The organism is Eikenella halliae (genome assembly GCF_001648475.1).
Taxonomy (GTDB): domain Bacteria; phylum Pseudomonadota; class Gammaproteobacteria; order Burkholderiales; family Neisseriaceae; genus Eikenella; species Eikenella halliae.
The window spans coordinates 38,856-65,611 of sequence record NZ_LXSQ01000023.1 but is presented as its reverse complement, the minus strand read 5'-3'; the positions used below and the strand labels follow the sequence as shown (position 1 = coordinate 65,611).

Here is a 26,756-nt window from a genome sequence, read left to right as displayed (position 1 = left end):
CCCGTTTCCCCTTCCACCCCACAAAAGGACCTATCCCATGGACGATATGCTGAAGCAAGCCGCCCTCGATTTTCACCAATATCCGCAGCCCGGCAAAATTCAGGTAGCCCCCACCAAAGCACTGGCCACCCAGCACGACCTGTCGCTGGCCTATTCCCCGGGTGTGGCCGCTCCCTGCCTGGAAATCCAAGCCAACCCGCAGGATTCCTATAAATACACCGCACGCGGCAACCTGGTGGCCGTGGTTTCCAACGGCACCGCCGTGCTCGGTTTAGGCAATATCGGCGCCGAGGCCAGCAAACCGGTGATGGAAGGCAAAGGCGTATTGTTTAAAAAATTCGCTGGCATCGACGTGTTCGATATCGAAATCAATGAAACCGACCCCGAAAAACTGGTGGACATCATCGCCTCGCTCGAGCCCACTTTCGGCGGCATCAACTTGGAAGACATCAAAGCGCCCGAATGCTTCTACATTGAGAAAAAACTGCGCGAACGCTGCAAAATCCCGGTATTCCACGACGACCAGCACGGTACGGCCATCATCACCGCCGCCACCGTCCTCAACGGCCTGCGCCTGGTGGGCAAAGACATTGGCCAAGTGCGCTTGGTGTGCTCCGGCGCGGGCGCGGCGGCCATCGCCTGCCTCGACTTACTCGTGGCCTTGGGCATGAAACGCGAAAACATCACCGTGTGCGACTCCAAAGGCGTCATCTACCAAACCCGCGAAGACCGCGAACGCATGGATGCCAGCAAAGTGCGCTACGCCATTGAAGACAAAGGCTGGCGCAAACTGGGCGACGCCGTGCCCGGCGCCGACATCTTCCTCGGCCTCTCCGGCCCCAATGTATTGAGCACCGATATGCTCAAGCAAATGACTGCTTCGCCCATCGTGCTGGCCATGGCCAACCCGCAGCCAGAAATTTGGCCGCCGGAAGCCAAAGCCGCCCGCCCCGATGTGATTATCGGCACCGGCCGTTCCGACTTCCCCAACCAGGTGAACAACGTTCTCTGCTTCCCCTTCATCTTCCGCGGCGCACTCGATGTGGGTGCCACCACCATCAACGAAGAAATGAAGCTGGCCGCCGTACGCGCCATTGCCGATTTGGCCATGGCCGAGCAAAACGACAAAGTTGCCACCGCCTACACCGGCGCCGAGCTGAAATTCGGCCCCGAATACCTGATTCCCAAACCCTTCGACCCGCGCCTGATTTCCCGTGTAGCGCCTGCCGTGGCCAAAGCCGCCATGGATTCCGGCGTGGCCACCCGCCCGATTGCCGATTTTGCCGCTTACGAAGAAAAACTGAACGAGTTTGTTTATAAGTCCGGCCTGTTCATGAAACCCATCTTCGCCCAGGCTCGCCAATCGCTCAAACGCGTGGTATTGGTCGAAGGCGAAGACGAACGCGTGCTGCACGCCACCCAGCAGATTGTGTCTGCCAAACTGGCCGCGCCTATCCTCATCGGTCGCCCCGCCGTAATCACAGAGCGCATCCAACAAATGGGGCTCACCATCCGCCCCGGCAGCGATTTTGAAATCGTGAACAACGAAAACGACCCGCGCTACCAAGAATACTGGCAGGAATACTACCGCCTACAGCAGCGCAACGGCATCACCCCCGATTTGGCCAAACGCCGCGTGCTTGCCAACACCACCCTCATCGGCGCGCTCATGCTGCAGCTCGGCCATGCCGATGCCATGGTGTGCGGCACGGTCGGCCATTTCCAGCACCACCTCGGCATCATCTCCAACGTTGTCGGCTACAACAACCCCGAACACACCGCCTGCGCCATGAACGCGCTGATTTTCGGCGGCCACAACCTGTTCATTGCCGACACCTATGTAAACGCCAATCCGACCGCCGAGCAGATTGCCCAAAGCACCCTGATGTGCGCCGAAGAAATCCAACGCTTCGGCATCACGCCCAAGGTTGCGCTGCTCTCGCACTCCAACTTCGGCTCCGTGCCCTCCGAAAGCGCCGGAAAAATGCGCCGTGCGCTTGAGCTCATCCGCCAAGCCGCCCCGCAGTTGGAAATCGACGGCGAAATGCAGGGCGACGCCGCTTTGGTAGAAAGCCTGCGCCAGCAAAGCCTGCCCGACTCCACTCTGAAAGGCGCCGCCAACCTCCTGGTGATGCCCAACGTGGAAGCCGCCAACATCAGCTGCAACCTGCTGCGCGCCGCCAGCCCCGACGGCGTAACCGTGGGCCCGATTCTGCTGGGCATGAAAAAACCCGTGCACATCGTCAACCAGCTCGCCTCCGTGCGCCGCTTGGTGAACATGGTGGCACTGGCCGCCGTGGATGCACAACGCCAAGGCTAAACGGCCGAAGCAGCAAAAACAAAGGCTACCTGAAATTTCAGGTAGCCTTTTCTTTCCCCCGCACATTTGCCGCCCACAAACACCGAATTAGCTTATAATCCTGCCTTCAAACACATATCCACTGTTGCGAGCAAAATAATGAACTACTTTGAACAAGCCCGATTCAACATGGTCGAACAGCAAATTCGCCCCTGGAGCGTATTGGATTTCGACGTTCTCGACGCCTTGGCCGAAGTGCCGCGCGAACAATTCGTTGCCCCCGAACAGCAGGCCTACGCCTACGCCGACCTCTCCCTGCCCCTGCCCAACGGCAGCGCCATGCTCGAACCAAAAGTGGTTGCCCGCCTGATTCAAGGCCTGAAGCTCACCAAAAATGACACCGTGCTCGAAATCGGCACCGGCTCCGGCTACGCCACCGCCGTGCTGTCCAAGCTCGCCGGCCGCGTCATCACCGTCGACACCGACGAAGCCCAGCAGCAAAAAGCCCGCGCCGTGCTAGAGGGTCTCGGCATCACCAATATCGACTACCGCATCGGCGACGGCCTGGTAAACCCGCCCATCGCCACCGTAAGCGCCATCTACGTGGGCGGCTCCTGCCCCGTCATGCCCGAAACCCTGCGCAGCAAACTGCCCGCCGGCGGCCGCATGGCCGTAATCATCGGCCAAGAGCCCGTGATGCACGCCCTGCTCGTGCAATGCAACGGCGAGGCCAGCTACGAACAAAGCGTGATGTTCAATACCGTCGCCCCCGCCCTCGGCGGCCCTGCCGTGAAAAAAGCCTCATCATTCCGCTTCTAACGTTTTCAGGTAGCCTCTCTGAAAAGGCTACCTGAAATTTATAGCCGCCCCCCGCTGTATAACAAGCCAAATTGGAACGGCCGGGCAACAAAAAAGCAGCCATCCGGCTGCCTTCCCATGAAACTGGCGCACCCAACAGGGATCGAACCTGTGACCTTCAGCTTCGGAAACTGACACTCTATCCAACTGAGCTATGGGTGCGAGAAGCGCGTAAGATTAACCCAAAACCGGCGCAAAGGCAAAAAATTTTGTCTCCTTCCGGCGGCAAAGCGGCACAGAATAGGATTTTACGATTGGAAGCCATAAGCGAATTCAGTATAATTTCGCACAATCTTACCAATCGAAACCCAATCCGTATAAGCCGGCCCGGCCGCCAATCCTAAAAAGCATTCAATAACTTGATTAGGCGAAGGTTTCACACCAACCAACAAGTATGCGCACCGCATGCGCCCATAGCGACCACAAACCATAAAGCCCATACCATGAACACCACTGCCAACAACATCAAAGGCTCAGCCGCCACTACCTTTATCGGCGGCCTGCTCGTTTTGCTGATCACCCTCTTCCTCCTGGTTAAGCTTGCCACCACCGGATACTACAGCAACGTTTCCGATATGCAGCCCAGCGCCGTGGAAACCCGCATCCAGCCCATCGGCCGCCTCACCATGGGCGACGGCACACCCGTAGGCGAACGCGAAGGCAAGCAAGTGTTCGACAAAGTCTGCATCCAATGCCACGGTGCCGATAAAAACGTTGCCTTCGCCCCCAAAGTCACCCACAACGACGAATGGAGCGCCCGCATCGCCAAAGGCTTCGACACCCTCGTTTCCCACGCCGTAAACGGCTTTAACGGCGTAGGCCAAATGCCCGCGCGCGGCGGCGACAGCACCCTCACCGATGACGAAGTTGCCCGCGCCGTGGCCTATATGGCCAACCAATCCGGCGGCAACTTCACCGCCCCCGCCGTGCAAAAAGGCGATGCCGCCGCTTCCGGTGCAGCCGCTTCCGCCCCCGCAGGCCAATCTGCCGCAGCCAATGGCGAAGCCGTGTTCAACAAACTCTGCATCGCCTGCCACGCCGCCAACTCCGCCTTCCCCAACTCGCCCAAAATCACCCATAACGACCAATGGGCACCGCGCCTCAAACAAGGCCGCGCCACCTTGGTGCAGCATGCCATCCAAGGCTTCAAAACCATGCCCGCCCGCGGCGGCGATGCCAACCTGAGCGATGCCGACGTGGAAGCCGCCGTGGTGTATATGGCCAACCAATCCGGCGGCAAACTATAGTGAATTAAATTTAAACCAGTACAGCGTTGCCTCGCCTTGCCGTACTATTTGTACTGTTTGCGGCTCGTCGCCTTGTCCTGATTTTTGTTAATTCACTATATAAGCCTCTCCTGCATAAGCAAGGCTACCTGAAAATTTCAGGTAGCCTTTTTGTTGCGCCGGAATTCAGGTGAAACCATATCTACTCGGGTTGGCAGGCACGGCCATATTGATAAGCGCCTCAGGTTTTCAGCTAGTCTTTTAATCAAAACATGATCAAGCCTGTATGCTACTAATCCACTCCTCATAACAAAGGCTACCTGAAACCCCTCCAAACCGGTTTTCAGGTAGCCTTTTCACTTTCGACGCCGTAATTTAGTGCTTCATAATCAGCAAATAGTAAAACAGCTGCATAATCAGTACCGTGAGCGCGGCCAGCGAAGCCAGCGTCCAGTTGAATTCGCTGTGTACGGCGGCGGCAGATGCGGGAGTATTCGGGGGGCCGGAAGGCGCAGCGAGCAGGTTATCGGCGGGCTGGTCGATAACGGCAGGCAGTTTGGCCGCAGCAGGCAGCTGAATGCCGCCGGGGTCGCGGCCGGACATCAAGTTGAATACCAAGCTCTCGGCCTGGATGTGGATGTTTTGGGTTTGCCCGTGGCCGGCGGCGGCAGATTGTGCGCTTTTGAGCAGGGTGTCGATGCTGGGCAGCACGGTGGGCGGCGGCGGGGTGGAAGCGGAGCGTTGCAGCAGTGCTTCGATGGCATCGGCGCTGTTGGCAGTCCGCTCGGCTTCGGCCAGTTTGAAGGGCATGGCTTGGCCGGTGTCGTTATCCAAAGCCATGCGCTGGCGGCGCAGGCGGCTGTCGATTTCGTCCAGCTCGGCGGCCAGCGGTTTTTTCTGGGTGTGCAGGGATTCGTCGGCATCCTGTCCGGCCTGCTGTGCGGCCAAGGCGGCAGATTGTTGTTTGAGGCGGGCGAGTTTTTCGCGCAGGGGCATTTTGGCGTGAATCACGTCTTCCTGCAGAATTTCAGCCTGGGCGGCAGGGGTGCTCTGGGCTTTCGGCTTGCGCGCTACGGTAAAGGCATGTCGGCACTGGCTGCACTGCACCCGCCCGTTGGCTGCCTGCAAATCGGCTACGGCATAATGATTTTCCGCTTGGCAGCGGGGGCAACTGAGTTTGACGGTTTTCATGTGTCGGCAATCCAAATACTGATGTTTCGGCCGCTATTTTAAGAAAATTAATGCGCTTTTACCATTTTCAGGTAGCCTTCTAGCGGCTAACTGTCGGTTTTTTGTATATTTTACAGAAAATATCTGTCGGCGGAACGTTCCTGCCAAACCATTTGCCGCGAATTTGGCCGTTCCAAAAAAGAAGGATACGCGGCCTTGGCTTGCCCGGTTTTACTCCTATTCGAAACGGCTCTACGGCACGGCCGGCGGGTTATCCGGCCTTGCGCACGCCCACCAATCGCACCCAGCCGCCTTCGGCAACCGGCGGCTGCATATCGAACCATTCGCTATAGATGCCGTTTAACTCTTCGGCCTGCTCTTCCAGAATGCCGGAAAGCACAATCCGCCCGCCCGCCTTGGTGCGCGAGGCCAGCATGCCGCCCAACAGGCGCAGCGGATTAGCCAGAATATTGGCCACCACCACATCGTATGCCGCTTCCGGCAAGTCGTCGGGTAGGAAAAAACGGGCGGCGGCTTCGTTTTGCTCGGCATTGCTGCGGCTGGCAATGATGGCCTGCTCGTCGATATCCACGCCGTCGGCGGCAGCAGCGCCGAGTTTGAGCGCGGCAATGGCCAAAATGCCGGAGCCGCAGCCGTAGTCGAGCACGCGGTCGGCAGCTTGGATATTTTCATCGAGCCACTGCAGGCACAACCGGGTGGTGGGGTGGCTGCCTGTGCCGAAAGCCAAGCCGGGGTCGAGCCGAAGGTTTACGGCCGATTGGTCGGCAATATCGTGCCAGGTGGGCACAATCCACAGCCGCCCGGAAATGCGGATGGGGTCGAACTGCGATTGTGTGAGGCGCACCCAATCCTGCTCCGGCAGCTGCTCGATGCGGTAAGGCGGCACTTCCAACCGGCACTCCTTAGCCGCGGCCGACACGGCGGCAGCTACGTTGCATTGATCGTCAAACAAGGCAATCACCAGGCTGCGCTGCCAAATTTGGCCGTTTTCTTCGCCCGGCTCGCCGAAAATAGCCTGTTCTTCGTCTGTGCCGGCATAGGCATCTTCAATCGCGGCCGACAATGCGCCGGCGGCCATTAACGCATCGGAAAACTGCTCGGCACGGTCGGCACCAATCGGAATACTGGCTTGTTGGTAGGGCATAATCGCATTTCTTTCAAACGGTAAGGGCGCGTATTGTATAGCAAGCCGCCGCCCTTCCGCCAGCCGCGGCGCTTGCAGGCTACCTGAAAGCGGATGCGGCAAGCTGCGCCCCAACCGCCCGCCGCCGTTTTCAGGTAGCCTCATCTTAGCGTTTGCCTATACAATACTTCATCTTTAGAAAAGGCTACCTGAAAGCACACACATGCCCCGCGAATTCCAACTTTTCAACCTGCCCGCGCAGTTCGACCTCGACCCCGCCCTGCTGGAACAAACCTACCGCCAACTGGCCGCCCGCTTCCATCCCGATAAAACCGCCACCGCTTCCGCCTTCGAGCAGAAACAGGCCGTGATGATGGCGGCCGCCGTAAACGAAGCCTACCGCCGCCTCAGCCGGCCGCTGGAGCGCGCCGTTTTGCTGTTGCAGGCGCAAGGCATTCAGGCCGATTCCGAAGAGCGCACCGCCTTCGACCCCGAGTTTCTGATGCAGCAAATGGAATGGCGCGAAGAGCTGGCCGCCGCCCGCGCTGCAAATTCCGCCGAACGGCTTGCCGAACTGGACAACCAAGTGGCTGCTGAAGAGGCCCGGCTGCTGGCCAAACTCAGCACCGCCTTTCGGCAGGCAGACTACACCCAAGCCGCCGAACTCGTGCCGCAAGGCCGTTTCCTCGATAAAATCCGACAGGAAATCCGCGCTGCGTTGTAAGCCTTAACAGGCTACCTGAAACCCCAAAACCACAATATTTTGCCATCTAATTTTTTCAGGTAGCCTGCCGCCTACTCTTCCAACCAACAAGGGAAACCATGATGGACAACCAACAATTCAACCGATATGCCCCGCCGCGCACCAACGGCGAACCGGATTCCACCCGCCAAGGCAACTATTTGGCCGAGCCGCAGGCTTTGCCTGCTGGTAATGCTAAAGAGTGGATTGGCGCAGCCTGGCGTTTGTTCAAACTGCGCCCGGGCAAACTTATTGGCGCCGCGCTGTTGTTTGGCGCCATCAATATCGGCTTGGGCATGATTCCGTATATCGGCGGCCTGCTGCAGGCGGCCATCTCCATATTTGAAATAGCCGGCTTTGCCTTTATTGCCAAACAATTGGAAGAAGAAGGCGATTTTGAATTCGGCCAGATTTTTATCGGCTTTCAGGAAAACACCAAATCGCTGGCGATAATCGGTGCAATCGGCGCGGTAGTGGCTTTAATTAGCAACCTTGCTGCAATCATCTTGATCGTCGGACAAGTAGGCGATGTGAGCAGTGCTGCCAATCTGGATCTAGATGAAGCACAGATGATGTCTGCCGGCCTTTCTGTGATGGCACTGTCTCTCATACTGGGCATAGTTTATTCTGCCTTTACCTTCCTCGCCCCAGCCTTGATTATCTTGGAAAACGAACCACCCAAGCGTGCCATTCTGCTGAGCTGGCAAGGTTTCAGCCGAAATATCGGCGGTGCGGTATTCTGTAGTTTGATGATGGGTCTGCTGTTCATTGTTGGCATGATTCCCATATTCCTCGGCCTGCTGGTGGTGATGCCCATGCTGATGCTGGTACCTTACGCCGTGTATCGCGATCTATTCTTCAAGTAACAGCCAAAAGGCTACCTGAAACTTTCAGGTAGCCTTCTTCATAACAATACTGCCCTGCTGCCGCCCCGCCAGTCCCCAAAAGGCTACCTGAAACTCTCCGACCGCTCCGCAGCAAGCACACGCATTAGCGTTATAATTCCATCTTTGCCCGCGCTTTTTCAGGTAGCCTCATGCAAATCATCCAATACCCCAACTCCCCCTTCAAACTCCACCAACCCTTCCCCCCCGCTGGAGACCAGCCTACCGCCATTGCCGGCCTGCTCGAAGGGCTTTCAGACGGCCTGGCCTATCAAACCCTGCTCGGCGTAACCGGTTCGGGCAAAACCTACACCATGGCGAACGTCATCGCCCAAAGCGGCCGTCCCGCCATCATCATGGCGCACAACAAAACCCTTGCCGCCCAGCTCTATGCCGAAATGCGCGAGTTTTTCCCTGAAAACGCAGTGGAATATTTCGTCTCCTACTACGACTATTACCAGCCCGAAGCCTATGTGCCCAGCCGCGATTTGTTTATCGAAAAAGACAGTGCGATCAACGAACACATCGAGCAGATGCGCCTTTCCGCCACCAAAAACCTGATGACGCGCGACGACGTGATTATCGTCGCCACCGTGTCCGCCATTTACGGTATCGGCGACCCGACCGAGTATCAACAAATGGTGTTGTCCGTCAAAGAAGGCGACACCATCGAGCAGCGCGACATCATCGCCACGCTCGTTTCCATGCAGTACGAACGCGGCGATTTGGACTTCAAACGCGGCAGCTTCCGCGTACGCGGCGACGTGATTGACGTGTACCCCGCCGAAAGCTCCGAAAACGCCTTGCGCATCAGCCTGTTTGACGACGAAATCGATCGCCTCGATATGTTCGACCCGCTTTCAGGCAGCCTGCACCAACGCGTCGGACGCTACACCGTCTTCCCGTCCAGCCACTACGTTACCCCGCGCGATACCGTCTTGCGCGCCTGCGAGTCCATCAAAGAAGAATTGCGCGAACGCATCGAATTTTTCGCCCGCGAACAACGCCCCGTCGAGCAACAACGCATCGAACAGCGCACCCGTTTCGACCTCGAAATGCTCTACGAAATGGGCTTCTGCAAAGGCATCGAAAACTACTCCCGCCACTTCTCCGGCAAAAAAGAAGGCGAACCGCCGCCCACGCTGATGGACTACCTGCCCGACAACGCCATCATGTTCATCGACGAAAGCCACGTTACCGTTACCCAAATCGGCGGCATGTACAAAGGCGACGCATCGCGCAAGCAAAACCTCGTGGATTATGGTTTCAGGCTGCCTTCCGCCCGCGACAACCGACCGCTCAAATTCCACGAATTTGAAAAAGTCATGCCGCAAACCGTCTTCGTTTCCGCCACCCCCGCCAAATACGAAGAAGAACACGCCGGACAAGTGGTCGAACAAGTCGTCCGCCCCACAGGGCTGGTCGATCCCCAAATCATCATCCGTCCCGTCGCCACCCAAGTCGATGATTTAATGAGCGAAATCAACGACCGCATCCAAAAAGGCGAACGCGTACTCGTTACCACCCTTACCAAACGCATGGCGGAACAACTCACCGACTACTACAGCGAACTCGGCATTAAAGTGCGCTACCTGCACAGCGACATCGACACCGTAGAGCGCGTTGAAATCATTAGAGATTTACGGCTCGGCCTGTTTGACGTACTCGTCGGCATCAACCTCTTGCGCGAAGGCCTCGACATCCCCGAAGTCTCCCTCGTCGCCATCCTCGACGCCGACAAAGAAGGCTTCCTGCGCTCCCACCGCAGCCTGATTCAAACCATAGGCCGCGCCGCGCGCAACGTGAACGGCGTCGCCATCCTGTACGCCGACAAAATCACCGACTCCATGAAAGCCGCCATCGACGAAACCGAACGCCGCCGCGAAAAACAGATGAAATTCAACGAAGAACACGGCATCGTGCCGCAGCAGATTAAAAAACAGGTTAAAGACATCATCGACGGCGTGTACCATGAAGAAGACGGCGGCAAAGGTCATCTGAAAGGCAAAAACAAGGTCAAAGTCGGCGAAATCCACAACGAAGAAGATGCGATTAAAGAAATCGCTAAACTGGAAAAAGCCATGCAGCAGGCGGCTAGGGATTTGCAGTTTGAAGAGGCAGCAGTGTTAAGGGATAGGATTCGGGGGATTAAGGAAAAAATCCTATTTTAAATTTTTCTTTAAATTGTTAACTTTAAATTGTTAAATAGAAAAGGTTAAATTAATTATCCTTACAATATTCTAAAATTTTTTTCAAAAAACATCCATCTTGTTCTAGTGGAGAGATTTCCACTGCATTATTTAAGAAAATTTGCATATCATGAGTATTGCATTGTTCTTTTGGTTCGAAAACCATATCTAAATGTTTAGCTTGCTCAGGATAATGTTGCCGTTCAGAAATTTTAATATATTGGAAACACTCTAAAAAAATATGATCTGAACGTGCTAGGTTTTTTAATTTTTCCAAATTGAAGAGAACAGAAATATAATCATAATCTTGCCCTAGTTCTAACTTTTTTTTAAAAACATAATGAAACATAAAATATAAATATACTGCGCCTTCTTCATCCAATTTAGAAATATGCTCTCTTAAAAAAACATCTTCTAACGTAAATAAACTAATCTCTTTTTCTTTTTCTTTTAAGCAGAAATGATATTGAGCTTCTCTTTTACTCATTCGCCATACATGAGATATATTCTTATGGAATATCAATATCAGCAATTTTATTTAAATCATCATCAAATTCTAAATCAATATCAATATCAAGGTCATTATCATTATTAGATAAATCTAGAGTAGGAAGTCGCATACTATCTGTTACTATAGTTATAGAAGATAATTATTTAGGCATAGGATATGTATTTATTATTATTTATTATTAAGACATTACTTACAATATATGTGGATTGAGGATGTATTACATTCAACAATCTTTTCATTTTATAAGATTTTCTTAATTTAGTACTAGTGGATAGAGTTCCTCGCATAATATAGCATTGTTTTTCATTTTCTTCTATTTTATCATTATCCATAGATAAGAAATCAACTTTCCCATTTGTTAAAAATTTTAACTCAAGAGTTATATTTTCAAATTTATTATTAATTTCTAACATTAAAATACCATTATCAATAACTAAAAACTTAGAAAAAAATAATATAATTTAATTTAGATAACTCATATAGTTCTTTATAATATCTTAAAAAATTAACAAATGATCGTTTTTCTAAAGCACTTAATAGTTCTTTTTGATTCTCTTCAGGAAGTATTAAATCCTTATTGATTTTATTAAAAAAATCCATATAAAATGAATATGGGATTTTTTCTGTAGTATTAATAAAATTTATGCTATCACATAGCTCCTTATTTGTTAATTCATTATTTTTTAATGGTTTTTCTTGAGATTCTTCAGGTAAAGTAGTAATCTGATTAATTCGAAAGAGAGCTTCATTACCAGCTTTAGAGAAGTTTTTGATTGGATTTAAATTATCATTATACTGTGGATTTTTGGTAACTAGATGTACTTTTTCCATTCTAAACCTTCAAATTATAATAATTTTATTTACTAATTAGATTTATTGCTTAAAAATTTTTCAATGTTGTCCTTAATTAGTAAAAGCTATTCATTGTCCAACGCAACAGAAGAAATAATTTCATATTCATCTTCTGTAATCCCATTACCAAAATCAATAATTAGCGTATTTGTACTTTCAGAGATTCCAAATCGAATAATGTTTGGAATGAAAGTAGCTGTATTTTTGCGAATAATCATTATGTGATTCCTGTCATTAACTGTGAGATTTGTTTAATAATACACACGATTAATACATGAAGCAAGCCGTAGCCTGCATCTCCACCAACCGCGTGCGTGGCTGCGCCACACACCCTACCTGCGGCGGCACAGACTTTAAAACTGAGGTGTAGGGTGTGTGCGGTACGCACGCACGCGTTCTTTGCCTTGAGGGAGCCTGCACCTGCGTAGGCAAATGCCGCCCCTACATTCCCAAAAAAGCAGCCTGCACTTCCAATTCCCAAAGTGCAGGCTGCTTTTCTGTTCACAGCGTTACCGCTTATTCAATAACGACCCGCGCATTCAGCGGCTGTACAGGGCGGCTATTGTGCGAACCGATGGCGCGGGTGAATTTCTCCGCTTACACCTGGTCGATATGCTCATAGTGAGTAGACTGGGTTAGCCGCAAGCATAATCCAATAAATAAATTGTGGATTGCTGGGTTTACCAACCAAACCCACAAAACCATTCGGGCATACTATGCAATGCCATCGTTTTTAAGGCTACCTGAAATTTTTAGCTTCGCAGAAACTCGCGAGCCCGTTTTCAGGTAGCCTTTTGGGCATAAAAAACTATCAGCCCCTATCATCCGCCCACATCGGTGTACCCCGCCGGCGCATACACCTATCGTAGGCAGCATCCCAGCGTGCGGCATCTGCGGCATGGGTGCGATTGGTTTCGCTCCAGCACAACCGGCTGTTTTGCGCCCGAGTTGCTTTGGCTTGTGGCGATTCGGCCGCGTAAAAAGCTGCCTCTTTATTTCTGCTGCTGCGGAGCGCCGCCCCCTCTGCATATTCCCCGTTCCAAAATTCGGCGGCACTACAGGCGCCCAAAAGCATCGCGGCGGCCAATACTACTGCCCGCATACCTAGATTGTTTCGCATGATTCCCTCCTTATTCGGCTAAATAATCAGCGCTTCATTTCCCGCATGATGTGAAACTCAGGGTTCACAATCGGCAGGTTGCTGTTTTTATCTAAAACCACTTGGCCGTTGTTATCGCGCAGATATTTATTCACAGGCTCTCCGCCGTAATAAACACTTCCGCAGGCACTTAATATGCTGGTTGCAGCAAGGCAAAAAATAATATTTTTGGCTGTTTTTCGCATGTTGCTTTTCCCTTTCATTATCTGGTGGAAAAATGTTCGACCACACAAAAGTCTCGTTTCCTTTGAAAGCATCACTTTAGCTTCGTTGAAGCTGCACTTTCAGGTAGCCTTTTGGCTGGGCTGAATACTGCCGCTCACTTCTTGAGCCAAGCCCGTTTCAGCATCAGCCACCAATCTTTCGCGCCGAGCACGGGGCGGCGGGTGAAGACGTTGTAGCGGTTTTCCTCCAGCTTGCGCAGGATGCTTTGCCCGCCGAGGATAATCAGGCGCAGCTCGAAGCCGATGCGCCCATGCAGAGTTTTGCCCAGCGGGGAACCGGCTTTGAGCATTTTGTGAGCGCGCTGGCATTGGTGCGCCATCAGGCGTTGGAAGGCGGCATCGGCGCGGCCTTCAGCGATTTGCGCTTCGCTCACGCCGAATTTTTCCAGGTCTTCTTGCGGCAGGTAAACGCGGCCTTTCTGCCAATCCACGGCCACGTCTTGCCAGAAGTTGATGAGTTGCAGGGCGGTGCAGATGCCGTCGCTTTGGGCGAGGCTGAGCGGGTCGGTGTGGCCGTAGAGGTGCAGCAGCAATCTGCCGATCGGATTGGCGCTGCGACGGGCGTAATCCACCAGCTCGCCGAAGTGCTGATAGCGGATTTTCACCACGTCTTGGCTGAAGGCGGAAAGCAAGTGATAGAAAGGCTCGAGCGGAAGACTAAACGGCCGCACGGCTTCGCGCTCGAGCCGCTGCATCAATTCGCTGTGCGGGGTTTGCCTGGCGGCAAGGCGGTCGAGCTCGGCGCGCAGATTATCAAGCTGGCGCAGACGCTCTTCGTTGGGCAAATCGCCTTCGTCGGCGATATCGTCGGCAGTGCGGGCGAACGCATAAATGGCGTGCACCGGTCGGCGCAGGCGGCGCGGCAAAGCCAGCGAGCCGACAGGGAAATTTTCGTAGTGTCCGACTGACATGGTGTGTCCTTAGTGGGTTTTCAGGTAGCCTCCAAGCGGGGAGGCTACCTGAAAAAGTGTGATTTGTGTGTGGGCGCCGATTTTATAGTGGATTAACAAAAATTAGGACAAGGCGGCGAGCTTCAAACAGTACGGATAGCACGACAAGGCGAGGCAACGCTGTACTGGTTTGAATTTAATTTACTATATGTTGTGGCGGCTAGTGTCGGACATCAATGCCCAACCTACTGCGCAGACATCAGGCTACCTGAAAAACGGTTTCGCATTTTCAGGTAGCCTTAATGGCACGTTATTTCTGCCAATATGCCTTCACGTTCACAAATTCATACAGGCCGAATTCGGAAAGTTCGCGCCCGAAGCCGGAGTCTTTCACGCCGCCGAAGGGCAGGCGCAGGTCGCTGCTGGTGTGGCGGTTGATGAATACGCTGCCGGCTTCGATTTGCTGGCCGAGCGCCCAGGCTTTGTCGAGGTTGGCGGAGTAGATGCTGGCGCCGAGCCCGAAGGGGTTGTCGTTGGCCAGGCGCACGGCGTCGGCGGCATCGCGGGCGTGGAAAATGCCCACGGCGGGGCCGAATACTTCTTCGCGGTACATGCGGCAGGCGGGGGTGATGTTGTCGAGCACGGTGGCGGGGTAGAAGGTGGTGTCGGCTTCGTTGGGCAGCTCGCCGCCGAGCAGGAGTTTGGCGCCGTGTTCGAGCGCGTCTTGCACTTGTTCGTGCACTTGCAGCTGCAGGTCTTTACGGTGCAGCGGGGCGAGGGTGGTGTCGGGGTCGAGCGGGCAGCCGGGGGTGAGGCGGCGGCAGTGTTCGAGGAAGAGGCGGGTGAATTCGGCGGCGATGCCTTCGGTGAGGATGATGCGTTTGCCGGCGTTGCAGGATTGGCCGGCATCGCGGAAGCGGGCATAGCAGGCGTCGGCGGCGGCTTGGGCGATGTCGGCATCGTCTAGCACGATGAAGGCGTTGCTGCCGCCAAGCTCCATCACGCATTTTTTCAGGTGGCTTCCGGCATAACCGGCCAGGCGGCGGCCGACGTTGGCAGAGCCGGTGAAGGCCAGCGCATCGGTTTGGGCGATGGCGTGTTCTACGTCTTCGTGTGCCAGCCAGGCGGCGCGCCAGGGCAATTCGTTGCCGACAATATCAAACAGGGCGGCAGTTACGCGGGCCACGCTGGGCGCGGGTTTCACCAAGCAGGCATTGCCGGAGCAGAGGGCGGGCACGGCAAAGCGGGTAATCTGCCACACGGGGTAGTTCCACGGCATCACGGCCAGCACCACGCCCAAGGGCTCGAAACGCACTTGGCTGAGGCTGGCCTGGGTGGCGATGGTTTGGTGTTGCAGAAGCTGGGGGGCGAGTTTCGCGTAATAACGGATGAGGGAAACGGATTTGTCCATCTCGGCTTCGCATTCGCGCAGGCAGCGGCCGACTTCTTCGCAAATCATGCGGGCGAGCTTGGTTTTTCCGGCTTCGAGCCGGTCGGCAAAAGCGGCGAGCATAGCCACCCGCGCCTGCACACCGGCGGCGGCAAAACGGCGCTGGGCGGTGCGCATTTCGGCCAGGCTTTGGCTGAAGGCATCTATGCTGTCGGCGGGGCGCTCGTATAGCAGGGTATTGCTGACGACGTGGCGGCTGTAGAACATGGTGTTTCCTTTCTCTATTTGCTTTGGATTAACTGTTGTGTCAGGCCGGCCTGCGGGTGATCAGGGCTACCTGAAAATTGATGTGTTTGTTTTTATTGTTTGAATATTTGAATGCTGGTGTGCTGCACAGGCGGCTAGGCTTTTTCGGCCACGGCAAAGGCCACCACCGCGCCGTTGTCGTCGCTCAGGCTCAAATGCACGCGCCCGATGCCTTGCTGGCGCAGCCACTCCTGCAAAGGCGGCTCCACCACGAATTCGGGGCGGCCGAGTTTGTCGTGGGCGATGGAAATGTGGTGCAGCGTTACCGGCGAGCGCAAGCCGGTGTGCACGGCTTTGGCAAAGGCTTCTTTGGCGGCAAACCGCTTGGCCAAAAAATTTGTCTTGTTGCCGACGGAGCGCCACTCCAAAAGTTCGATGCGGCTGAGCAGGCGTTCGGCCAATGCCTGGCCGTATTTGCCGTATAGCTGCTCGATGCGCTCGATACGCAGGATGTCGGTGCCGATGCCGTAAATCATTAAGTATCCCTGTTGTGCAAGATATTGGGCACATTGTAGCGCATTTTGGCGGCGGCCTTACAGATGGGGCGGCAGAGGCTTGCCGGGATTGGCATATTTTTCAGGTAGCCTCACTGCGTTCTGCAAATCTTCCGCGCAAAACAAAGCCGCATCTATTTGCAAGATGCGGCAGCGTTTATGCAGTAAGCGGCTTAGGCCATGGCTTTGATTTTGGCAGCCAAGCGGCTTTTGTGGCGGGCGGCTTTGTTTTTGTGGAACACGCCTTTGTCGGCGATGCGATCCATCACTTTGGTGGCTGCCACGAATTCGGCTTGGGCAGCAGCTTTATCGCCACTTTCCACAACCTTCAAAACTTTCTTCACTGCGGTACGGAAAGCAGTACGCAGACTGGCATTGTGTGCACGGTTTTTCTGCGACTGGCGGGCGCGTTTGCGTGCCTGGGCGCTATTGGCCATATGAAAAATCTCCTGATAAGTAAAATAAAATCCGTAAGCGCGGCATTTTACTGGCGATGTTGCCTAAATGCAAGTAGCCACGGGCTATTTTCGGCAAACGGCGGGCAAGCGGGGAAAGAGCGTTTGCCCGATACAACAAAACCGGGCTGCTCGGCATATTTCCCGGCCCGCCTGAAACGGCCAAAACCAAACCAAAGGCTATCTGAAACTTTATCTGCGCCAAAATTCCACTGGGCTGCGTTTCAGGTAGCCTGTGCAAACAACGCCTGCCCTGCCCGACTATTTCTCGCGCCGGTAGAACCCGCTATCCATATATGCCGCCACCCCCTCACGCAGCAACACCAGCGTTACTGCGGCCAAAGGCAGCGCCAGCAGCATGCCCACAAAGCCCAGCAGGCTGCCGAAAGCCATCAGGGCGAAAATCACCCAAAACGGCGAAAGCCCGATGCGGTCGCCCACAATTTTCGGCGTGATGAAGAAACTTTCCAGAAACTGCCCCACGGCAAACACCGCCCACACCGTAATCAGCCCCTGCCAAGTGCCAAACTGCAACAGCGCCGCCATCGTGGCCAACAGCAGGCCGGTGAACGCCCCCAAATACGGCACGAACACCAACAGCCCCGCCACCATCCCGATGGCAAAGCCAGACTCCAACCCGGTCAACATCAAGCCCAAACCGTAGAGCAGCCCCATAATCAGCATCACCGTCAGCTGCCCGCGCAAAAACTCGCCCAACACCGTGTCCATATTGCCGCCGATGCGCGTATAGGCCGCCAGATAGCGGCGCGGAATCATGGTTTTAATCCCTTCCGTCCAGCGCGACCAATCCAGCAGGAAGTAATACAGCAAAAACGGCAGCACCGCCAAATTGCCCAAGCTGGATACCAAACTGCCGCCCTGCTCCAACAAGGCCGGCAGTGCCTTAGAAAGCCCAGTTTTAACGCTGCCCAAATGGTTGCTCAACCAATTCGACAGCGATTGCTCGTCCAAAGCCCAATGCGTACCCAGCAGCCGGTTGGCCAAAGGCAGCGCCTTATTTTGCACAAAATTCGCCAACTCCGGCATTTTTCCCAGCAGGCTGCCGAACTGCTGCACCAACATCGGCACCACAATCAGCAGCAGCAACACCAGCAACAACAACGTAAACACCATCACCAACATCGCCGCCGCCCCGCGCCGCACCCCATGCCGGCAAAGCTTTTCCACCAGCGGGTTCAAAATATAGGCCAACACCGCAGCCACCACAAACGGCGAAAGCACATCGCGCATCTGCACGATTAAAAACACCACCGCCGCCAACAGCGCCAAGCCCACCACCCACGGCAGCCAGCCACGCTTCTTCGCTTGATACATACTACAGCCTCTTACAATTCATCCGGCACACGCCGCGTCGCGCGCATTATCCGGTGTCAACCCATAAAAAACAAATGATTTCACACACAATCAACAAGAAAGGCTACCTGAAACCACGCCCCCTTTTCAGGTAGCCCTTTGAGACAACTTGACTGCCCACCCCGCCATCGCTACATTCCCTCACATTAATTTCCATCTTACTCCACCATGCCCTTTACCTACGCCTGCCAACTGCGCCACCTGCCCAACGGCGACCTCGTCCTCATCAGCTACGACGTTATCGATAGCGGCAACGCCGCCGACTGGCTGTCCGAACGCATCGTCAAACTCTCCGCTGCAGCCGCCGCAAGCTGCCTTGTCCCCCTGCTGCACAGCCTGCTGCCCACCAAACAAACCGTCAGCCCAACCCAACTGAACGAAAGCCGCCTCATGCAGCGCATCACCCGCTTCAGCGGCTATCCCACCACCAAAAAATTCGATATCGAAAGCAGCCTGGTACTACTGCTCGCCACACCCGGCCAAACCGTCCGCCTGCTGCCTTCCCGTCGCGAACCCAACAGCGGCTTCAGCCATCTTGACCACCAAGCCATCGACACCAACCTAAGCCATCCCAGCTTTCTCCAACACCTGCAAACCGCCTTTGCCCGCTGCTTTCCCGCCCAACCATGAACTACGCCCTCGATGCCATCTGGTGGCGGCTGCGCCACCCCGCCGTGCGCGACCTCGCCGCCCTGCTCACCGCCCCGCCCCTGTGGCACAGCGGCTGCGAGCTTCCCGTCCCCCGCCTGCTCGGCAGCCAAGGCTTCCGCTTCCTGCTCAGCCTCGACGACGTCCCTGCCCCACTGACGCAATGGCTCGAACAAGAAGCCCCCTTCGGCCACCGCCTAGGCCGCTACGCCGAAAGCCTGCTCGCCTTCTGGCTGGCCCACGCCCCCCATTGCCAACTCATCGCCCGCAACCACCCCGTCCGCAGCGAAAGCGGCCAAACCCTCGGCGCCGCCGACTTCCTCTGCCTGATCGACTCCGCCCCCTACCACCTCGAACTCACCTGCAAATACTACGGCGGCACCACACCTGCCAACTTCCAAGGCCTCAACCCCGCCGATACCCTGCTTGGCAAAGCCGCCAAACTGCAACAACAATGCCGCCTCTTCCACACCCCCCAAGCCCGAGCCCAACTGCCCGCCCCACTCCAAGGCTACCTGAAAACGAGCGAAGCGAGTTTCTGCGAGGCTAAAACGAGCGAAGCGAGTTTCTGCGGAGCTAAAACGAGCGCAGCGAGTTTCTGCGAAGCTAAAACGAGCGAAGCAAGCCCCCGCGAAGCCAATACGGGCACAACAGATTGCCGCCAATCCCCAAACCTGAGCCAAGCCCCCAACACCGCCACCATCATCCGCGGCATCGGCTTCACCCCAAACGGCATCCTCAACGGCAGCCCCCTCAACCCCCTCGGCTGGAGCGGCCTCCTCCTCCCGCAATGGGCAGACTACCCCACCCAAGCTGCACAACGCTTCCACCCCCTGTCCCGCCTCGCCTACCTCGCCCCCGCCCGCGTTCCGTTTGAGCAAACCATCAGCGCCGCCGAGCTCGCCCGCCAAGCCCCCGGCCTCATCGCCGTGGTCGAACAACGCCCCGACGGCATGTGGCACGAAACCCAACGTCTGATGTGCCGCAGCTGAATAGCCATACCGAACAACAAAAAGGCTACCTGAAACCATCCAAACGGTTTTCAGGTAGCCTTTCTAACGGGCAGATACAGAAACAGTAACACAGCTGCCTAGCGCGTTACCTCCACCCCCACGCCCACTTTGCCATAAGGCGTCACGCTGCTATTGCCGTTGCCCAAATCCACCGAGCCGCGCGCACCCACATGGCCGTCGCCGCCGCTCACGCCTACGCCGGCACCGCAGGCCGACAACAGGGCAGCCAACACCGCCGCAGCGGCCAACCGATATATTGCTTTCATGGTTTTTCCTTTCACAGGGTTGAACACAATTATCTGTAAATATAGTGAATTAAATTTAAACCAGTACAGCGTTGGCTCGCCTTGCCGTAACGTGTGTACTGTCTGCGGCTCGCCGCCTTGTCCTGATTTTTGTTAATTTACTATAATAGCACAACCTTTTTCAGGTAGCCTCATACCGTACAACGGCAGGCCGGATACCGGCATCCGACACAGCCGTAAGTCCGCATTGCCATGCCGACAGATTACCTTATGATGTGCGGAACGCACGCCATCCCAAACCTTACGCGCACGTTCTGCATGCACCCTACACGGCTACGGCTTTTCAGGTAGCCTTTTCTTGCTTCGTGCCGCAGGGCGTAGCAACTGTATTTTTCACCCCGTCGGGCAAAAATACAGTTGCTACGCTCTATGGATTTTCAGGTAGCTCCGAAAGAGAGAAAGGCTACCTGAAAAATATTTGCTTGGTTTCAGGTAGCCTCTACGGCGCAACGACAAGCCGGATAACGGTATCCGACACGGCCTTCAATAGAAAAAGCCGCCTGCAACGTGAGGCGGTCGGCCGGATAGGGTATCCGACATTTCATGCAAAAGCTGTTTGAAAATTCACGGCGGGCTTGGGACTGCCCGGCAACATCAAATCTTCAAAATCCGCTCGCCGCGCCCGATGCCAGCGGCGCCGGTGCGTACGGTTTCCAGAATCAAACCTTTGGGCACGGTTTCGAGGAAGCTGTCGAGCTTGTCGCTGGTGCCGGTGATTTCAATCACATAGCTTTTATCGGTTACGTCCACCACCTGGCCGCGGTAAATATCGGTGAGGCGCAGGAGCTCGTCGCGGTCTTTACCCAAGGCGCGTACTTTCACCAGCATCAGCTCGCGCTCCACATGGCGGCAGTTGTTGAAGTCGATTACTTTCACCACCTCCACCAGCTTGTTGAGCTGTTTGGTAATCTGCTCGAGCACTTGGTCGTTGCCGCGGGTAACGATGGTCATGCGCGAGAGGGTCGGGTCTTCGGTGGGGGCTACGGAAAGCGCGTCGATGTTGTAGCCGCGCGCGGAAAAGAGGCCGACCACGCGGCTCATGGCGCCGGATTCGTTTTCCATCAGGATGGATAAAATGTGTCGCATCATGGCACGCTCCTTGTGTCGTAGTGGCGGTCGGTTACTTCGTTTACATCGGAATCGGCTTTGCGCTCGCGCATATGCGGCGGCAACACCATTTCGTCCAAGCCTTTGCCATTGCCGACCATGGGGAAGACGTTTTGTTTACGATCCACCACGAAGTCCATAAACACCAGCCTGTCTTTCAGCGCAAGGGCTTCGCGCAGCGCGCCTTCCACGTCGGCCGGTTTTTCAATGCGCATGCCCACATGGCCGTATGCTTCGGCCAGTTTCACAAAGTCGGGCAGCGTGTCGAAATAGGTTTCGGCTTCGCGGTTGCTGTAATACAGCTCCTGCCATTGGCGCACCATGCCGAGGTAGCCGTTGTTCAGGCAGATGATTTTCACCGGCAGGTTGTATTGTTTGCAGGTAGCCAGCTCTTGGATGTTCATCTGAATCGAGCCTTCGCCGGTGATGCAGCAAATATCGCGGTCCGGCGCGGCCAGATACGCGCCCATGGCATAGGGCAGGCCCACGCCCATGGTGCCCAGGCCGCCGGAATTGAGCCATTGGCGCGGCTGGGAGAAAGGGTAATACTGCGCGGCAAACATTTGGTGCTGTCCCACGTCGGCAGTGATGATGGCGTTGCCTTTGGTTACTTCGGCCAGGGTGCGCACCACCTGCTGCGGCAGGATAATGTCTTCGTTCGGCTCGATGGCAAGGCAATCGCGGCTGCGCCAGGCTTCGATGCGCTGCCACCATTTTTCCAGATTGGCCGGATTAAATTGCAATTCCTGCTTGCGCCACAGCCCGATCATTTCTTCCAACACGTTTTTCACGTCGCCCACAATCGGCACGTCGGCCTTCACGCGCTTGGCGATGCTGGAAGGATCAATGTCGATGTGGATGATTTTCCTCGGCTGCTCCAGGAATTTGGCCGGCACGGAAATCACGCGGTCGTCAAAACGCGCGCCCACGGCCAAAATCACATCGGCATCGTGCATGGCCAGGTTGGCCTCGTATGTGCCGTGCATGCCGAGCATGCCGAGGAAGCGGCGGTCGGAAGCGGGATAGCCGCCCAAACCCATCAGCGTGCCGGTGCAGGGGATATTCAAAAGCTGCACCAATTCGGTGAGCTGTTTGGCCGCATTGCCCAAAATCACGCCGCCGCCGAAATACACCAGCGGGCGTTTGGCTGCCGCCAGCATCTGCACCGCCTTTTTAATCTGGCCGATGTGGCCGTGCGTAACCGGCTGGTAGGAACGGATAAAGATATCTTCCTGCGGATAGCTGAATTTGGAAAGCGCCTGCGTGGCATCTTTGGTGATGTCCACCACCACCGGGCCGGGGCGGCCGCTCTGCGCGATTTGAAACGCCTTTTTGATGGTGGGCGCGATTTCGTCCACCTCGGTAACCAGGAAATTGTGCTTCACACACGGGCGGGAAATGCCCACCATATCAATTTCCTGAAACGCATCCGAGCCCACCGCGGGCGAAGGCACCTGGCCGGAAATCACCACCAGCGGGATGGAATCGCTGTAGGCCGTGGCAATGCCGGTGATGGCGTTGGTGGCACCCGGGCCGGAGGTAACCAGCGCCACGCCCACCTTGCCGCTCACGCGCGCATAGGCATCGGCGGCATGCACCGCCGCCTGCTCGTGGCGCACCAAGATATGCTCGAATTTGTGGAGTTGGTAGATGGCGTCGTAGATTTCCAAAACCGCGCCGCCGGGATAGCCGAACACGTATTCCACGTTCTCGGCCTTAAGACTTTGCACCAATATTTGTGCGCCTGATAACTGCATCAAACCTCTCCTTTTATGCACATCAGCCGACAGGCGGCGGCAGCTTTACCCCGGCACGGTAATGCGCTGGCTGAAGCCGGGCGGATTTAAGGTACGCAAAACGGCAACAACCGGTAACAGTCTGCCCGCCGCACCCTCGGAAGAGATGCGGGGTTGTGTAAAAAAAGGAAAATCAAGATACCGCAGCGCGGCATAAAAAACAAGGGCGGGCGGGAAAAATACTGCCGCAGGAGCACAATTTGCCATCCGATGCCACACAAACATAAAGAAAATGCCACCACCAAACAAAAGGCAGAAATAAGCTGCCGGACGTGATGCCACAAGGTTTCGGCTTGAATGTAAAGGCTACCTGAAACCGGAAGCCTGCTGGATTTTCAGGTAGCCTGTTGCATGAAACAAAAGGATAAGCTATTCCTGCTCGAAAAACAGATCGCGGTACACCGCATAAGGCAGGATAAACAGCACCGACAGGCAGGCCAGCACGGCAACGGCCAGCAGCACCAGGACGGCTTTGCCCAATACCGGCACGAGCGAGCCAAAGAAGCCTGTCAAAACCGCACCGCTCAATATCACGCCGAGGAAGGCCAAAAACATAAGCAGCGAACACCAAAACGCACCGACGACATTACGGAGAAAGCCTTTCAGGCTCAGGCCGATGGCGCGGAACAGCTTTTCGCCTTGCAGGATAATCAGCGTGGGGGTGAGGAAGTTAAGCACCCAATAAATCATGGCGAAGCCGAGAGTAAGAATACGCATAGCAGACGGCACGCCCTCATGTCCATGAATGTAAGCCTGCACCGTATCATTACCAAACAAAATTACTAGCAACACGCCGTACAATATGGTTAGCATCAAACCAAACAGACCGGCGCCAAGCAAGGCCTTTCCGTTTTTCCAAAAACCGGTGAGGAAAATATCGCCGATATTAAAATTTCCCCGCTGCTCAATACCTTGTGAGGCATAGGCAGTACCGGCCGCTATGAATACCATGGCTATCGGTTGCAACAGCATACCCACACCGAAAGGCAGCAAGGCAATAGCAAAGTTGATGATGCCGATCAGCAATGCCGCGCCTATCCACTTGCCCGGCCGCTGCTTAAACAGCCCCCATGCCTCGCGCAGCCAAGCCATTACCCGCCTCATACCCACAGCCCGCGGTTCGCCCAAATAGCCGTCGGCTTCCAGGCTGCGGAGGATTTCTTCAAACGGTGTGCTCGGTGGGGCATACCGATCAAAATCTTGATTGTTCATGCTTGACTCTTTTTGTTGATTCATCAGAAGAAGTGCGCATTTTATCGGCAAGCCGGCGGGCGGCGGAAATGCGGCGGACATCGGGTGGGATATTGTGGCGGAAACACACAACGGCACAACCATACCGCTTTCTATGAAGAAATGGTTATTTCCGCTATAGCGCATGCCGGATTTTCAGGTAGCCCGATGAAGGCTACCTGAAATTCTAGCTCCGCAGAATCCTTCTGCCCACGTAAGCCTCGATCCGATCCCAAGAAACCCGCTTCACTGGTTTTAACCGCGCTGAAGCTTCGTTCTAGCTCACAGAAACTCACTTCGTTCGTTTTAGCTGCGCTTTCAGGTAGCCTTTGCCCTTTCACACGCCCAAATAGCCTTTGCGGCTGGCGAGCCAGCGTTCCAGGTGTTTTTCCACAATATCGGGGTGGCGGGCGATGAGTTCGGGCGCGATCCGGCGGGCGGCTTCCAAGAGGGGCAGGTCTTGCTCCAGATCGGCGAAACGCAGCAAGGGCAGGCCGCTTTGGCGGGCGCCGAGGAATTCGCCGGGGCCGCGGATGTTGAGGTCTTGGCGGGCGATTTCAAAGCCGTCGGTATTTTCGTAGATTACCTTGAGGCGGGCTTTGGCGGTGTCGCCCAAGGGCTCGGCAAACAGCAATACGCAGCTCGACACCGCCGCGCCGCGCCCTACCCGGCCGCGCAATTGGTGCAACTGGGAAAGCCCCATGCGCTCGGCGTGTTCGATCACCATCAGGGCGGCATTGGGCACGTCCACCCCCACTTCGATCACGGTGGTGGCCACCAGCACATGAATCCGCCCGGCGGCAAATTCGGCCATCACGGCGGCTTTCTCCGCGCTTTTCATGCGGCCGTGCACCAGGCCGACGGTGAGCTCGGGCAGCGCGGCCTGCAGCTCGGCGAGCGTATCGGTGGCGGTTTGCAGCTGCAGCGCTTCGCTCTCTTCAATCAGCGGGCAAACCCAATAGGCCTGCTGCCCTTTTTTACAGGTAGCCAGCACAAAGCCTTCCACTTCGCGGCGGCGGATGTTGTTGACCAAACGGGTCTTAATCGGCGTGCGGCCGGGTGGCAACTCGTCGATAACCGAAACATCCAGGTCGGCGAAGAAGCTCATGGCCAGCGTGCGCGGAATGGGGGTGGCGGACATCATCAGCTGGTGCACGTCGCGGCCTTTGTTTTTCAAGGCGAGGCGCTGCGCCACGCCGAAGCGGTGCTGCTCGTCCACAATCACCAGGCCGAGGTTTTGGAAGGATACGTCGTCTTGAAACAGGGCGTGCGTGCCTACGGCCAGGCGGATGCGACCGTCGGCCAGCGCGGCTTTGGCTTGGTCTTTTTCTTTCTTTTTGAGGCTACCTGAAAGCCAGGCCACGCTGATGCCCAGCGGCTCGAGCCATTGGCGGAATTTGATGTGGTGCTGCTCGGCGAGGATTTCGGTGGGCGCCATCACGGCCACTTGCGCGCCCGCTTCGATGGCGGCCAGCGCGGAAAGCGCGGCCACGATGGTTTTGCCGCTGCCCACGTCGCCTTGCAGCAGGCGGTGCATCGGGTGCGGTTGCGCCAAATCTTGGCGGATTTCGGCCAACACGCGCTCCTGCGCGGCGGTGAGGGCAAAAGGCAGACTCTGCACCAGCGGCTCTGTGAGGCTGCCGTCGCCCGCCAGCGGCACGGCCTGACCGCTGAGCCGCTGTGCGCGGGCCAGGCGCATGGAAAGCTGCTGGGCCAGCAGTTCGTCGAACTTGAGCCGCTGCCAGGCAGGCAGGCTGCCGTCCGACAATTGGCCGATGCTGTACTCTGGCGGCGGCGCGTGCAGAAGGTGCAGGCTTTCGGCCAACGGCGGCAACTTGAGTTGGGCCAGCAGGCTTTCAGGTAGCGTGTCGGCCAAATCGGTTTTCTCGAGGGCTTGGCGGATAATGCGGCGCAGCGTGGGCTGGCTGAGGCCGGACACGGTGGGATACACGGGGGTGAGGCTCTCGGCCAGGCTTTGGCTCTCGGCATCGCGGATTTTGGGGTGCACCATTTCGTCGCCGAAAAAGCCGTGGCGGATTTCGCCGATGGCGCGGATGCGTTTGCCCTTGGCGAGCTGTTTTTGCTGGCTGGGGTAGAAATGGATAAAGCGCAGGTGCAGCACGCTGCCGGATTGGTCGCGGATTTGGGCAATCAGCTGGCGGCGCGGGCGAAACTGGATTTCCTGATGCGCCACTTCGCCTTCCACTTGGCAGGATACGCCCACGGGCGCGTCTTTGATCGGGGTGATATGGGTTTCGTCTTCGTAGCGCAGGGGCAGGTGCAGCACGACGTCCCACAGGCTGCGGATATGCAGCTTGGCGAGCTTGCCGGCGGTGGCGTCGGTGAGCTTGAGTTGTTGTTTGAAATCGGCGCTCATGGGAAAGGCTACCTGAAACGAACGGAGTGGGTTTCTGCGAAGCTAAAGCGTGGGTTTGTGCGGGGCAGAAAGATGGCGGGATTGTACTGGAGCGGATACTTTTCAGGTAGCCT

27 protein-coding genes and 1 tRNA gene are annotated in these 26,756 nt (G+C 55.7%); 8 read left to right on the top strand and 20 right to left on the bottom strand.

What is annotated here, in order from left to right; translation table 11 throughout:
- The first annotated feature begins 37 nt into the window (after positions 1 to 37).
- Together A7Q00_RS09940 and A7Q00_RS09935 are read left to right on the top strand one after the other, a co-directional pair.
- Positions 38 to 2,320: an NADP-dependent malic enzyme gene (locus tag A7Q00_RS09940; protein WP_064090389.1), complete on the top strand. Its 2,283-nt coding sequence runs from the start codon at positions 38 to 40 to the stop codon at positions 2,318 to 2,320.
- 138 nt (positions 2,321 to 2,458) lie between these two features.
- Positions 2,459 to 3,118 carry a protein-L-isoaspartate O-methyltransferase family protein gene (locus A7Q00_RS09935; RefSeq protein ID WP_064090388.1) on the top strand — a complete coding sequence of 220 codons (660 nt, stop codon included), beginning with the start codon at positions 2,459 to 2,461 and terminating at the stop codon, positions 3,116 to 3,118.
- A 124-nt stretch (positions 3,119 to 3,242) separates the two neighbouring features.
- Here A7Q00_RS09935 and A7Q00_RS09930 read toward each other — a convergent pair.
- A tRNA-Arg gene (locus A7Q00_RS09930) sits at positions 3,243 to 3,319 on the bottom strand.
- A 281-nt stretch (positions 3,320 to 3,600) separates the two neighbouring features.
- Between A7Q00_RS09930 and A7Q00_RS09925 the strand changes: the two genes are divergently transcribed.
- Positions 3,601 to 4,404 (top strand): c-type cytochrome, encoded by an 804-nt coding sequence (locus A7Q00_RS09925; RefSeq protein ID WP_064090387.1) that lies wholly within the window; start codon positions 3,601 to 3,603, stop codon positions 4,402 to 4,404.
- A 354-nt stretch (positions 4,405 to 4,758) separates the two neighbouring features.
- Here A7Q00_RS09925 and A7Q00_RS09920 read toward each other — a convergent pair whose 3' ends face one another.
- On the bottom strand, positions 4,759 to 5,574 hold the full coding sequence (locus tag A7Q00_RS09920; protein ID WP_064090386.1) for an MJ0042-type zinc finger domain-containing protein: 816 nt from the start codon (positions 5,572 to 5,574) through the stop codon (positions 4,759 to 4,761).
- A 250-nt stretch (positions 5,575 to 5,824) separates the two neighbouring features.
- Positions 5,825 to 6,718 carry a 50S ribosomal protein L11 methyltransferase gene (gene prmA / locus A7Q00_RS09915; RefSeq protein WP_064090385.1) on the bottom strand — a complete coding sequence of 298 codons (894 nt, stop codon included), beginning with the start codon at positions 6,716 to 6,718 and terminating at the stop codon, positions 5,825 to 5,827.
- Between the two features lie 202 nt (positions 6,719 to 6,920).
- On the opposite strand from prmA, the gene hscB reads away from it, so the two are divergent.
- The 3 genes from hscB to uvrB all read left to right on the top strand — a co-directional run bounded on the left by hscB (position 6,921) and on the right by uvrB (position 10,494).
- A complete protein-coding gene (gene hscB / locus A7Q00_RS09910; RefSeq protein ID WP_064090384.1) occupies positions 6,921 to 7,421 on the top strand; it encodes a Fe-S protein assembly co-chaperone HscB in 501 nt (166 codons plus the stop codon).
- Positions 7,422 to 7,600: 179 nt separating this feature from the next.
- Positions 7,601 to 8,305, top strand: coding sequence for a BPSS1780 family membrane protein (locus A7Q00_RS09905; RefSeq protein WP_156503804.1), 705 nt, complete (start codon positions 7,601 to 7,603; stop codon positions 8,303 to 8,305).
- A gap of 170 nt (positions 8,306 to 8,475) precedes the next feature.
- A complete protein-coding gene (gene uvrB / locus A7Q00_RS09900) occupies positions 8,476 to 10,494 on the top strand; it encodes an excinuclease ABC subunit UvrB (RefSeq protein ID WP_064090382.1) in 2,019 nt (672 codons plus the stop codon).
- A gap of 49 nt (positions 10,495 to 10,543) precedes the next feature.
- On the opposite strand, the gene A7Q00_RS09895 is transcribed toward uvrB, so the two are convergent.
- The 11 genes from A7Q00_RS09895 to A7Q00_RS09865 all read right to left on the bottom strand — a co-directional run bounded on the left by A7Q00_RS09895 (position 10,544) and on the right by A7Q00_RS09865 (position 18,128).
- Positions 10,544 to 10,999 (bottom strand): hypothetical protein, encoded by a 456-nt coding sequence (locus A7Q00_RS09895; RefSeq protein WP_064090381.1) that lies wholly within the window; start codon positions 10,997 to 10,999, stop codon positions 10,544 to 10,546.
- A 167-nt stretch (positions 11,000 to 11,166) separates the two neighbouring features.
- The gene (locus A7Q00_RS13670; RefSeq protein ID WP_156503803.1) at positions 11,167 to 11,436 is read right to left on the bottom strand and encodes a hypothetical protein; all 270 of its coding nucleotides are present in this window, start codon (positions 11,434 to 11,436) and stop codon (positions 11,167 to 11,169) included.
- Between the two features lie 28 nt (positions 11,437 to 11,464).
- A complete protein-coding gene (locus A7Q00_RS13665; RefSeq protein WP_156503802.1) occupies positions 11,465 to 11,854 on the bottom strand; it encodes a hypothetical protein in 390 nt (129 codons plus the stop codon).
- Positions 11,855 to 11,940: 86 nt separating this feature from the next.
- Positions 11,941 to 12,093 (bottom strand): hypothetical protein, encoded by a 153-nt coding sequence (locus A7Q00_RS13660; protein ID WP_156503801.1) that lies wholly within the window; start codon positions 12,091 to 12,093, stop codon positions 11,941 to 11,943.
- 593 nt (positions 12,094 to 12,686) lie between these two features.
- A complete protein-coding gene (locus tag A7Q00_RS09890) occupies positions 12,687 to 12,995 on the bottom strand; it encodes a hypothetical protein (protein WP_064090380.1) in 309 nt (102 codons plus the stop codon).
- A gap of 26 nt (positions 12,996 to 13,021) precedes the next feature.
- Positions 13,022 to 13,219 carry a hypothetical protein gene (locus A7Q00_RS13655; protein ID WP_156503800.1) on the bottom strand — a complete coding sequence of 66 codons (198 nt, stop codon included), beginning with the start codon at positions 13,217 to 13,219 and terminating at the stop codon, positions 13,022 to 13,024.
- 134 nt (positions 13,220 to 13,353) lie between these two features.
- Positions 13,354 to 14,169 carry a squalene synthase HpnC gene (hpnC, locus tag A7Q00_RS09885; protein ID WP_064090379.1) on the bottom strand — a complete coding sequence of 272 codons (816 nt, stop codon included), beginning with the start codon at positions 14,167 to 14,169 and terminating at the stop codon, positions 13,354 to 13,356.
- 289 nt (positions 14,170 to 14,458) lie between these two features.
- Complete coding sequence (locus tag A7Q00_RS09880; protein ID WP_064090378.1) at positions 14,459 to 15,805, bottom strand: aldehyde dehydrogenase family protein; 1,347 nt, start codon at positions 15,803 to 15,805, stop codon at positions 14,459 to 14,461.
- A gap of 134 nt (positions 15,806 to 15,939) precedes the next feature.
- Complete coding sequence (gene acpS / locus A7Q00_RS09875; protein ID WP_064090377.1) at positions 15,940 to 16,320, bottom strand: holo-ACP synthase; 381 nt, start codon at positions 16,318 to 16,320, stop codon at positions 15,940 to 15,942.
- Between the two features lie 191 nt (positions 16,321 to 16,511).
- Positions 16,512 to 16,775: a 30S ribosomal protein S20 gene (gene rpsT / locus A7Q00_RS09870; RefSeq protein WP_003823349.1), complete on the bottom strand. Its 264-nt coding sequence runs from the start codon at positions 16,773 to 16,775 to the stop codon at positions 16,512 to 16,514.
- Positions 16,776 to 17,054: 279 nt separating this feature from the next.
- Positions 17,055 to 18,128: an AI-2E family transporter gene (locus A7Q00_RS09865; RefSeq protein ID WP_064090376.1), complete on the bottom strand. Its 1,074-nt coding sequence runs from the start codon at positions 18,126 to 18,128 to the stop codon at positions 17,055 to 17,057.
- Positions 18,129 to 18,335: 207 nt separating this feature from the next.
- Here A7Q00_RS09865 and A7Q00_RS09860 point away from each other — a divergent pair, with 207 nt between their 5' ends.
- Together A7Q00_RS09860 and A7Q00_RS14235 are read left to right on the top strand one after the other, a co-directional pair.
- Positions 18,336 to 18,797 (top strand): hypothetical protein, encoded by a 462-nt coding sequence (locus A7Q00_RS09860; protein WP_064090375.1) that lies wholly within the window; start codon positions 18,336 to 18,338, stop codon positions 18,795 to 18,797.
- A complete protein-coding gene (locus A7Q00_RS14235) occupies positions 18,794 to 19,807 on the top strand; it encodes a DUF1853 family protein (RefSeq protein WP_064090374.1) in 1,014 nt (337 codons plus the stop codon). Before A7Q00_RS09860 ends, A7Q00_RS14235 begins: the two co-directional genes overlap by 4 nt.
- 98 nt (positions 19,808 to 19,905) lie before the next feature.
- Here the strand turns inward: A7Q00_RS14235 and A7Q00_RS09850 are convergent, their stop codons facing one another.
- The 6 genes from A7Q00_RS09850 to recG form a co-directional block, all read right to left on the bottom strand.
- Entirely contained in the window at positions 19,906 to 20,094 is a 189-nt protein-coding gene (locus tag A7Q00_RS09850; protein WP_064090373.1) for a hypothetical protein, read from the bottom strand.
- Positions 20,095 to 20,727: 633 nt separating this feature from the next.
- Entirely contained in the window at positions 20,728 to 21,219 is a 492-nt protein-coding gene (ilvN, locus tag A7Q00_RS09845; protein WP_035573514.1) for an acetolactate synthase small subunit, read from the bottom strand.
- Positions 21,219 to 22,997 (bottom strand): biosynthetic-type acetolactate synthase large subunit, encoded by a 1,779-nt coding sequence (gene ilvB / locus A7Q00_RS09840; RefSeq protein ID WP_064090372.1) that lies wholly within the window; start codon positions 22,995 to 22,997, stop codon positions 21,219 to 21,221. The genes ilvN and ilvB overlap by 1 nt, the downstream gene beginning before the upstream one ends.
- 45 nt (positions 22,998 to 23,042) lie before the next feature.
- Positions 23,043 to 23,318, bottom strand: coding sequence for a hypothetical protein (locus A7Q00_RS13650; protein ID WP_156503799.1), 276 nt, complete (start codon positions 23,316 to 23,318; stop codon positions 23,043 to 23,045).
- Positions 23,319 to 23,405: 87 nt separating this feature from the next.
- Entirely contained in the window at positions 23,406 to 24,248 is an 843-nt protein-coding gene (locus A7Q00_RS09835) for a hypothetical protein (RefSeq protein WP_064090371.1), read from the bottom strand.
- A 355-nt stretch (positions 24,249 to 24,603) separates the two neighbouring features.
- On the bottom strand, positions 24,604 to 26,643 hold the full coding sequence (gene recG / locus A7Q00_RS09830; RefSeq protein WP_064090370.1) for an ATP-dependent DNA helicase RecG: 2,040 nt from the start codon (positions 26,641 to 26,643) through the stop codon (positions 24,604 to 24,606).
- Positions 26,644 to 26,756: the final 113 nt, after the last annotated feature.

What these genes read in the sequence shown, in the direction of transcription:
- A7Q00_RS09940 (WP_064090389.1), top strand. Translation starts at nt 38, where the DNA reads ATGGACGATATGCTGAAGCAAGCCGCCCTCGATTTTCACCAATATCCG.
- A7Q00_RS09935 (WP_064090388.1), top strand. Translation starts at nt 2,459, where the DNA reads ATGAACTACTTTGAACAAGCCCGATTCAACATGGTCGAACAGCAAATT.
- A7Q00_RS09925 (WP_064090387.1), top strand. Translation starts at nt 3,601, where the DNA reads ATGAACACCACTGCCAACAACATCAAAGGCTCAGCCGCCACTACCTTT.
- A7Q00_RS09920 (WP_064090386.1), bottom strand. Translation starts at nt 5,574, where the DNA reads ATGAAAACCGTCAAACTCAGTTGCCCCCGCTGCCAAGCGGAAAATCAT.
- prmA (WP_064090385.1), bottom strand. Translation starts at nt 6,718, where the DNA reads ATGCCCTACCAACAAGCCAGTATTCCGATTGGTGCCGACCGTGCCGAG.
- hscB (WP_064090384.1), top strand. Translation starts at nt 6,921, where the DNA reads ATGCCCCGCGAATTCCAACTTTTCAACCTGCCCGCGCAGTTCGACCTC.
- uvrB (WP_064090382.1), top strand. Translation starts at nt 8,476, where the DNA reads ATGCAAATCATCCAATACCCCAACTCCCCCTTCAAACTCCACCAACCC.
- A7Q00_RS09895 (WP_064090381.1), bottom strand. Translation starts at nt 10,999, where the DNA reads ATGAGTAAAAGAGAAGCTCAATATCATTTCTGCTTAAAAGAAAAAGAA.
- A7Q00_RS13670 (WP_156503803.1), bottom strand. Translation starts at nt 11,436, where the DNA reads ATGTTAGAAATTAATAATAAATTTGAAAATATAACTCTTGAGTTAAAA.
- A7Q00_RS13665 (WP_156503802.1), bottom strand. Translation starts at nt 11,854, where the DNA reads ATGGAAAAAGTACATCTAGTTACCAAAAATCCACAGTATAATGATAAT.
- A7Q00_RS13660 (WP_156503801.1), bottom strand. Translation starts at nt 12,093, where the DNA reads ATGATTATTCGCAAAAATACAGCTACTTTCATTCCAAACATTATTCGA.
- A7Q00_RS09890 (WP_064090380.1), bottom strand. Translation starts at nt 12,995, where the DNA reads ATGCGAAACAATCTAGGTATGCGGGCAGTAGTATTGGCCGCCGCGATG.
- A7Q00_RS13655 (WP_156503800.1), bottom strand. Translation starts at nt 13,219, where the DNA reads ATGCGAAAAACAGCCAAAAATATTATTTTTTGCCTTGCTGCAACCAGC.
- hpnC (WP_064090379.1), bottom strand. Translation starts at nt 14,169, where the DNA reads ATGTCAGTCGGACACTACGAAAATTTCCCTGTCGGCTCGCTGGCTTTG.
- A7Q00_RS09880 (WP_064090378.1), bottom strand. Translation starts at nt 15,805, where the DNA reads ATGTTCTACAGCCGCCACGTCGTCAGCAATACCCTGCTATACGAGCGC.
- acpS (WP_064090377.1), bottom strand. Translation starts at nt 16,320, where the DNA reads ATGATTTACGGCATCGGCACCGACATCCTGCGTATCGAGCGCATCGAG.
- rpsT (WP_003823349.1), bottom strand. Translation starts at nt 16,775, where the DNA reads ATGGCCAATAGCGCCCAGGCACGCAAACGCGCCCGCCAGTCGCAGAAA.
- A7Q00_RS09865 (WP_064090376.1), bottom strand. Translation starts at nt 18,128, where the DNA reads ATGTATCAAGCGAAGAAGCGTGGCTGGCTGCCGTGGGTGGTGGGCTTG.
- A7Q00_RS09860 (WP_064090375.1), top strand. Translation starts at nt 18,336, where the DNA reads ATGCCCTTTACCTACGCCTGCCAACTGCGCCACCTGCCCAACGGCGAC.
- A7Q00_RS14235 (WP_064090374.1), top strand. Translation starts at nt 18,794, where the DNA reads ATGAACTACGCCCTCGATGCCATCTGGTGGCGGCTGCGCCACCCCGCC.
- A7Q00_RS09850 (WP_064090373.1), bottom strand. Translation starts at nt 20,094, where the DNA reads ATGAAAGCAATATATCGGTTGGCCGCTGCGGCGGTGTTGGCTGCCCTG.
- ilvN (WP_035573514.1), bottom strand. Translation starts at nt 21,219, where the DNA reads ATGCGACACATTTTATCCATCCTGATGGAAAACGAATCCGGCGCCATG.
- ilvB (WP_064090372.1), bottom strand. Translation starts at nt 22,997, where the DNA reads ATGCAGTTATCAGGCGCACAAATATTGGTGCAAAGTCTTAAGGCCGAG.
- A7Q00_RS09835 (WP_064090371.1), bottom strand. Translation starts at nt 24,248, where the DNA reads ATGAACAATCAAGATTTTGATCGGTATGCCCCACCGAGCACACCGTTT.
- recG (WP_064090370.1), bottom strand. Translation starts at nt 26,643, where the DNA reads ATGAGCGCCGATTTCAAACAACAACTCAAGCTCACCGACGCCACCGCC.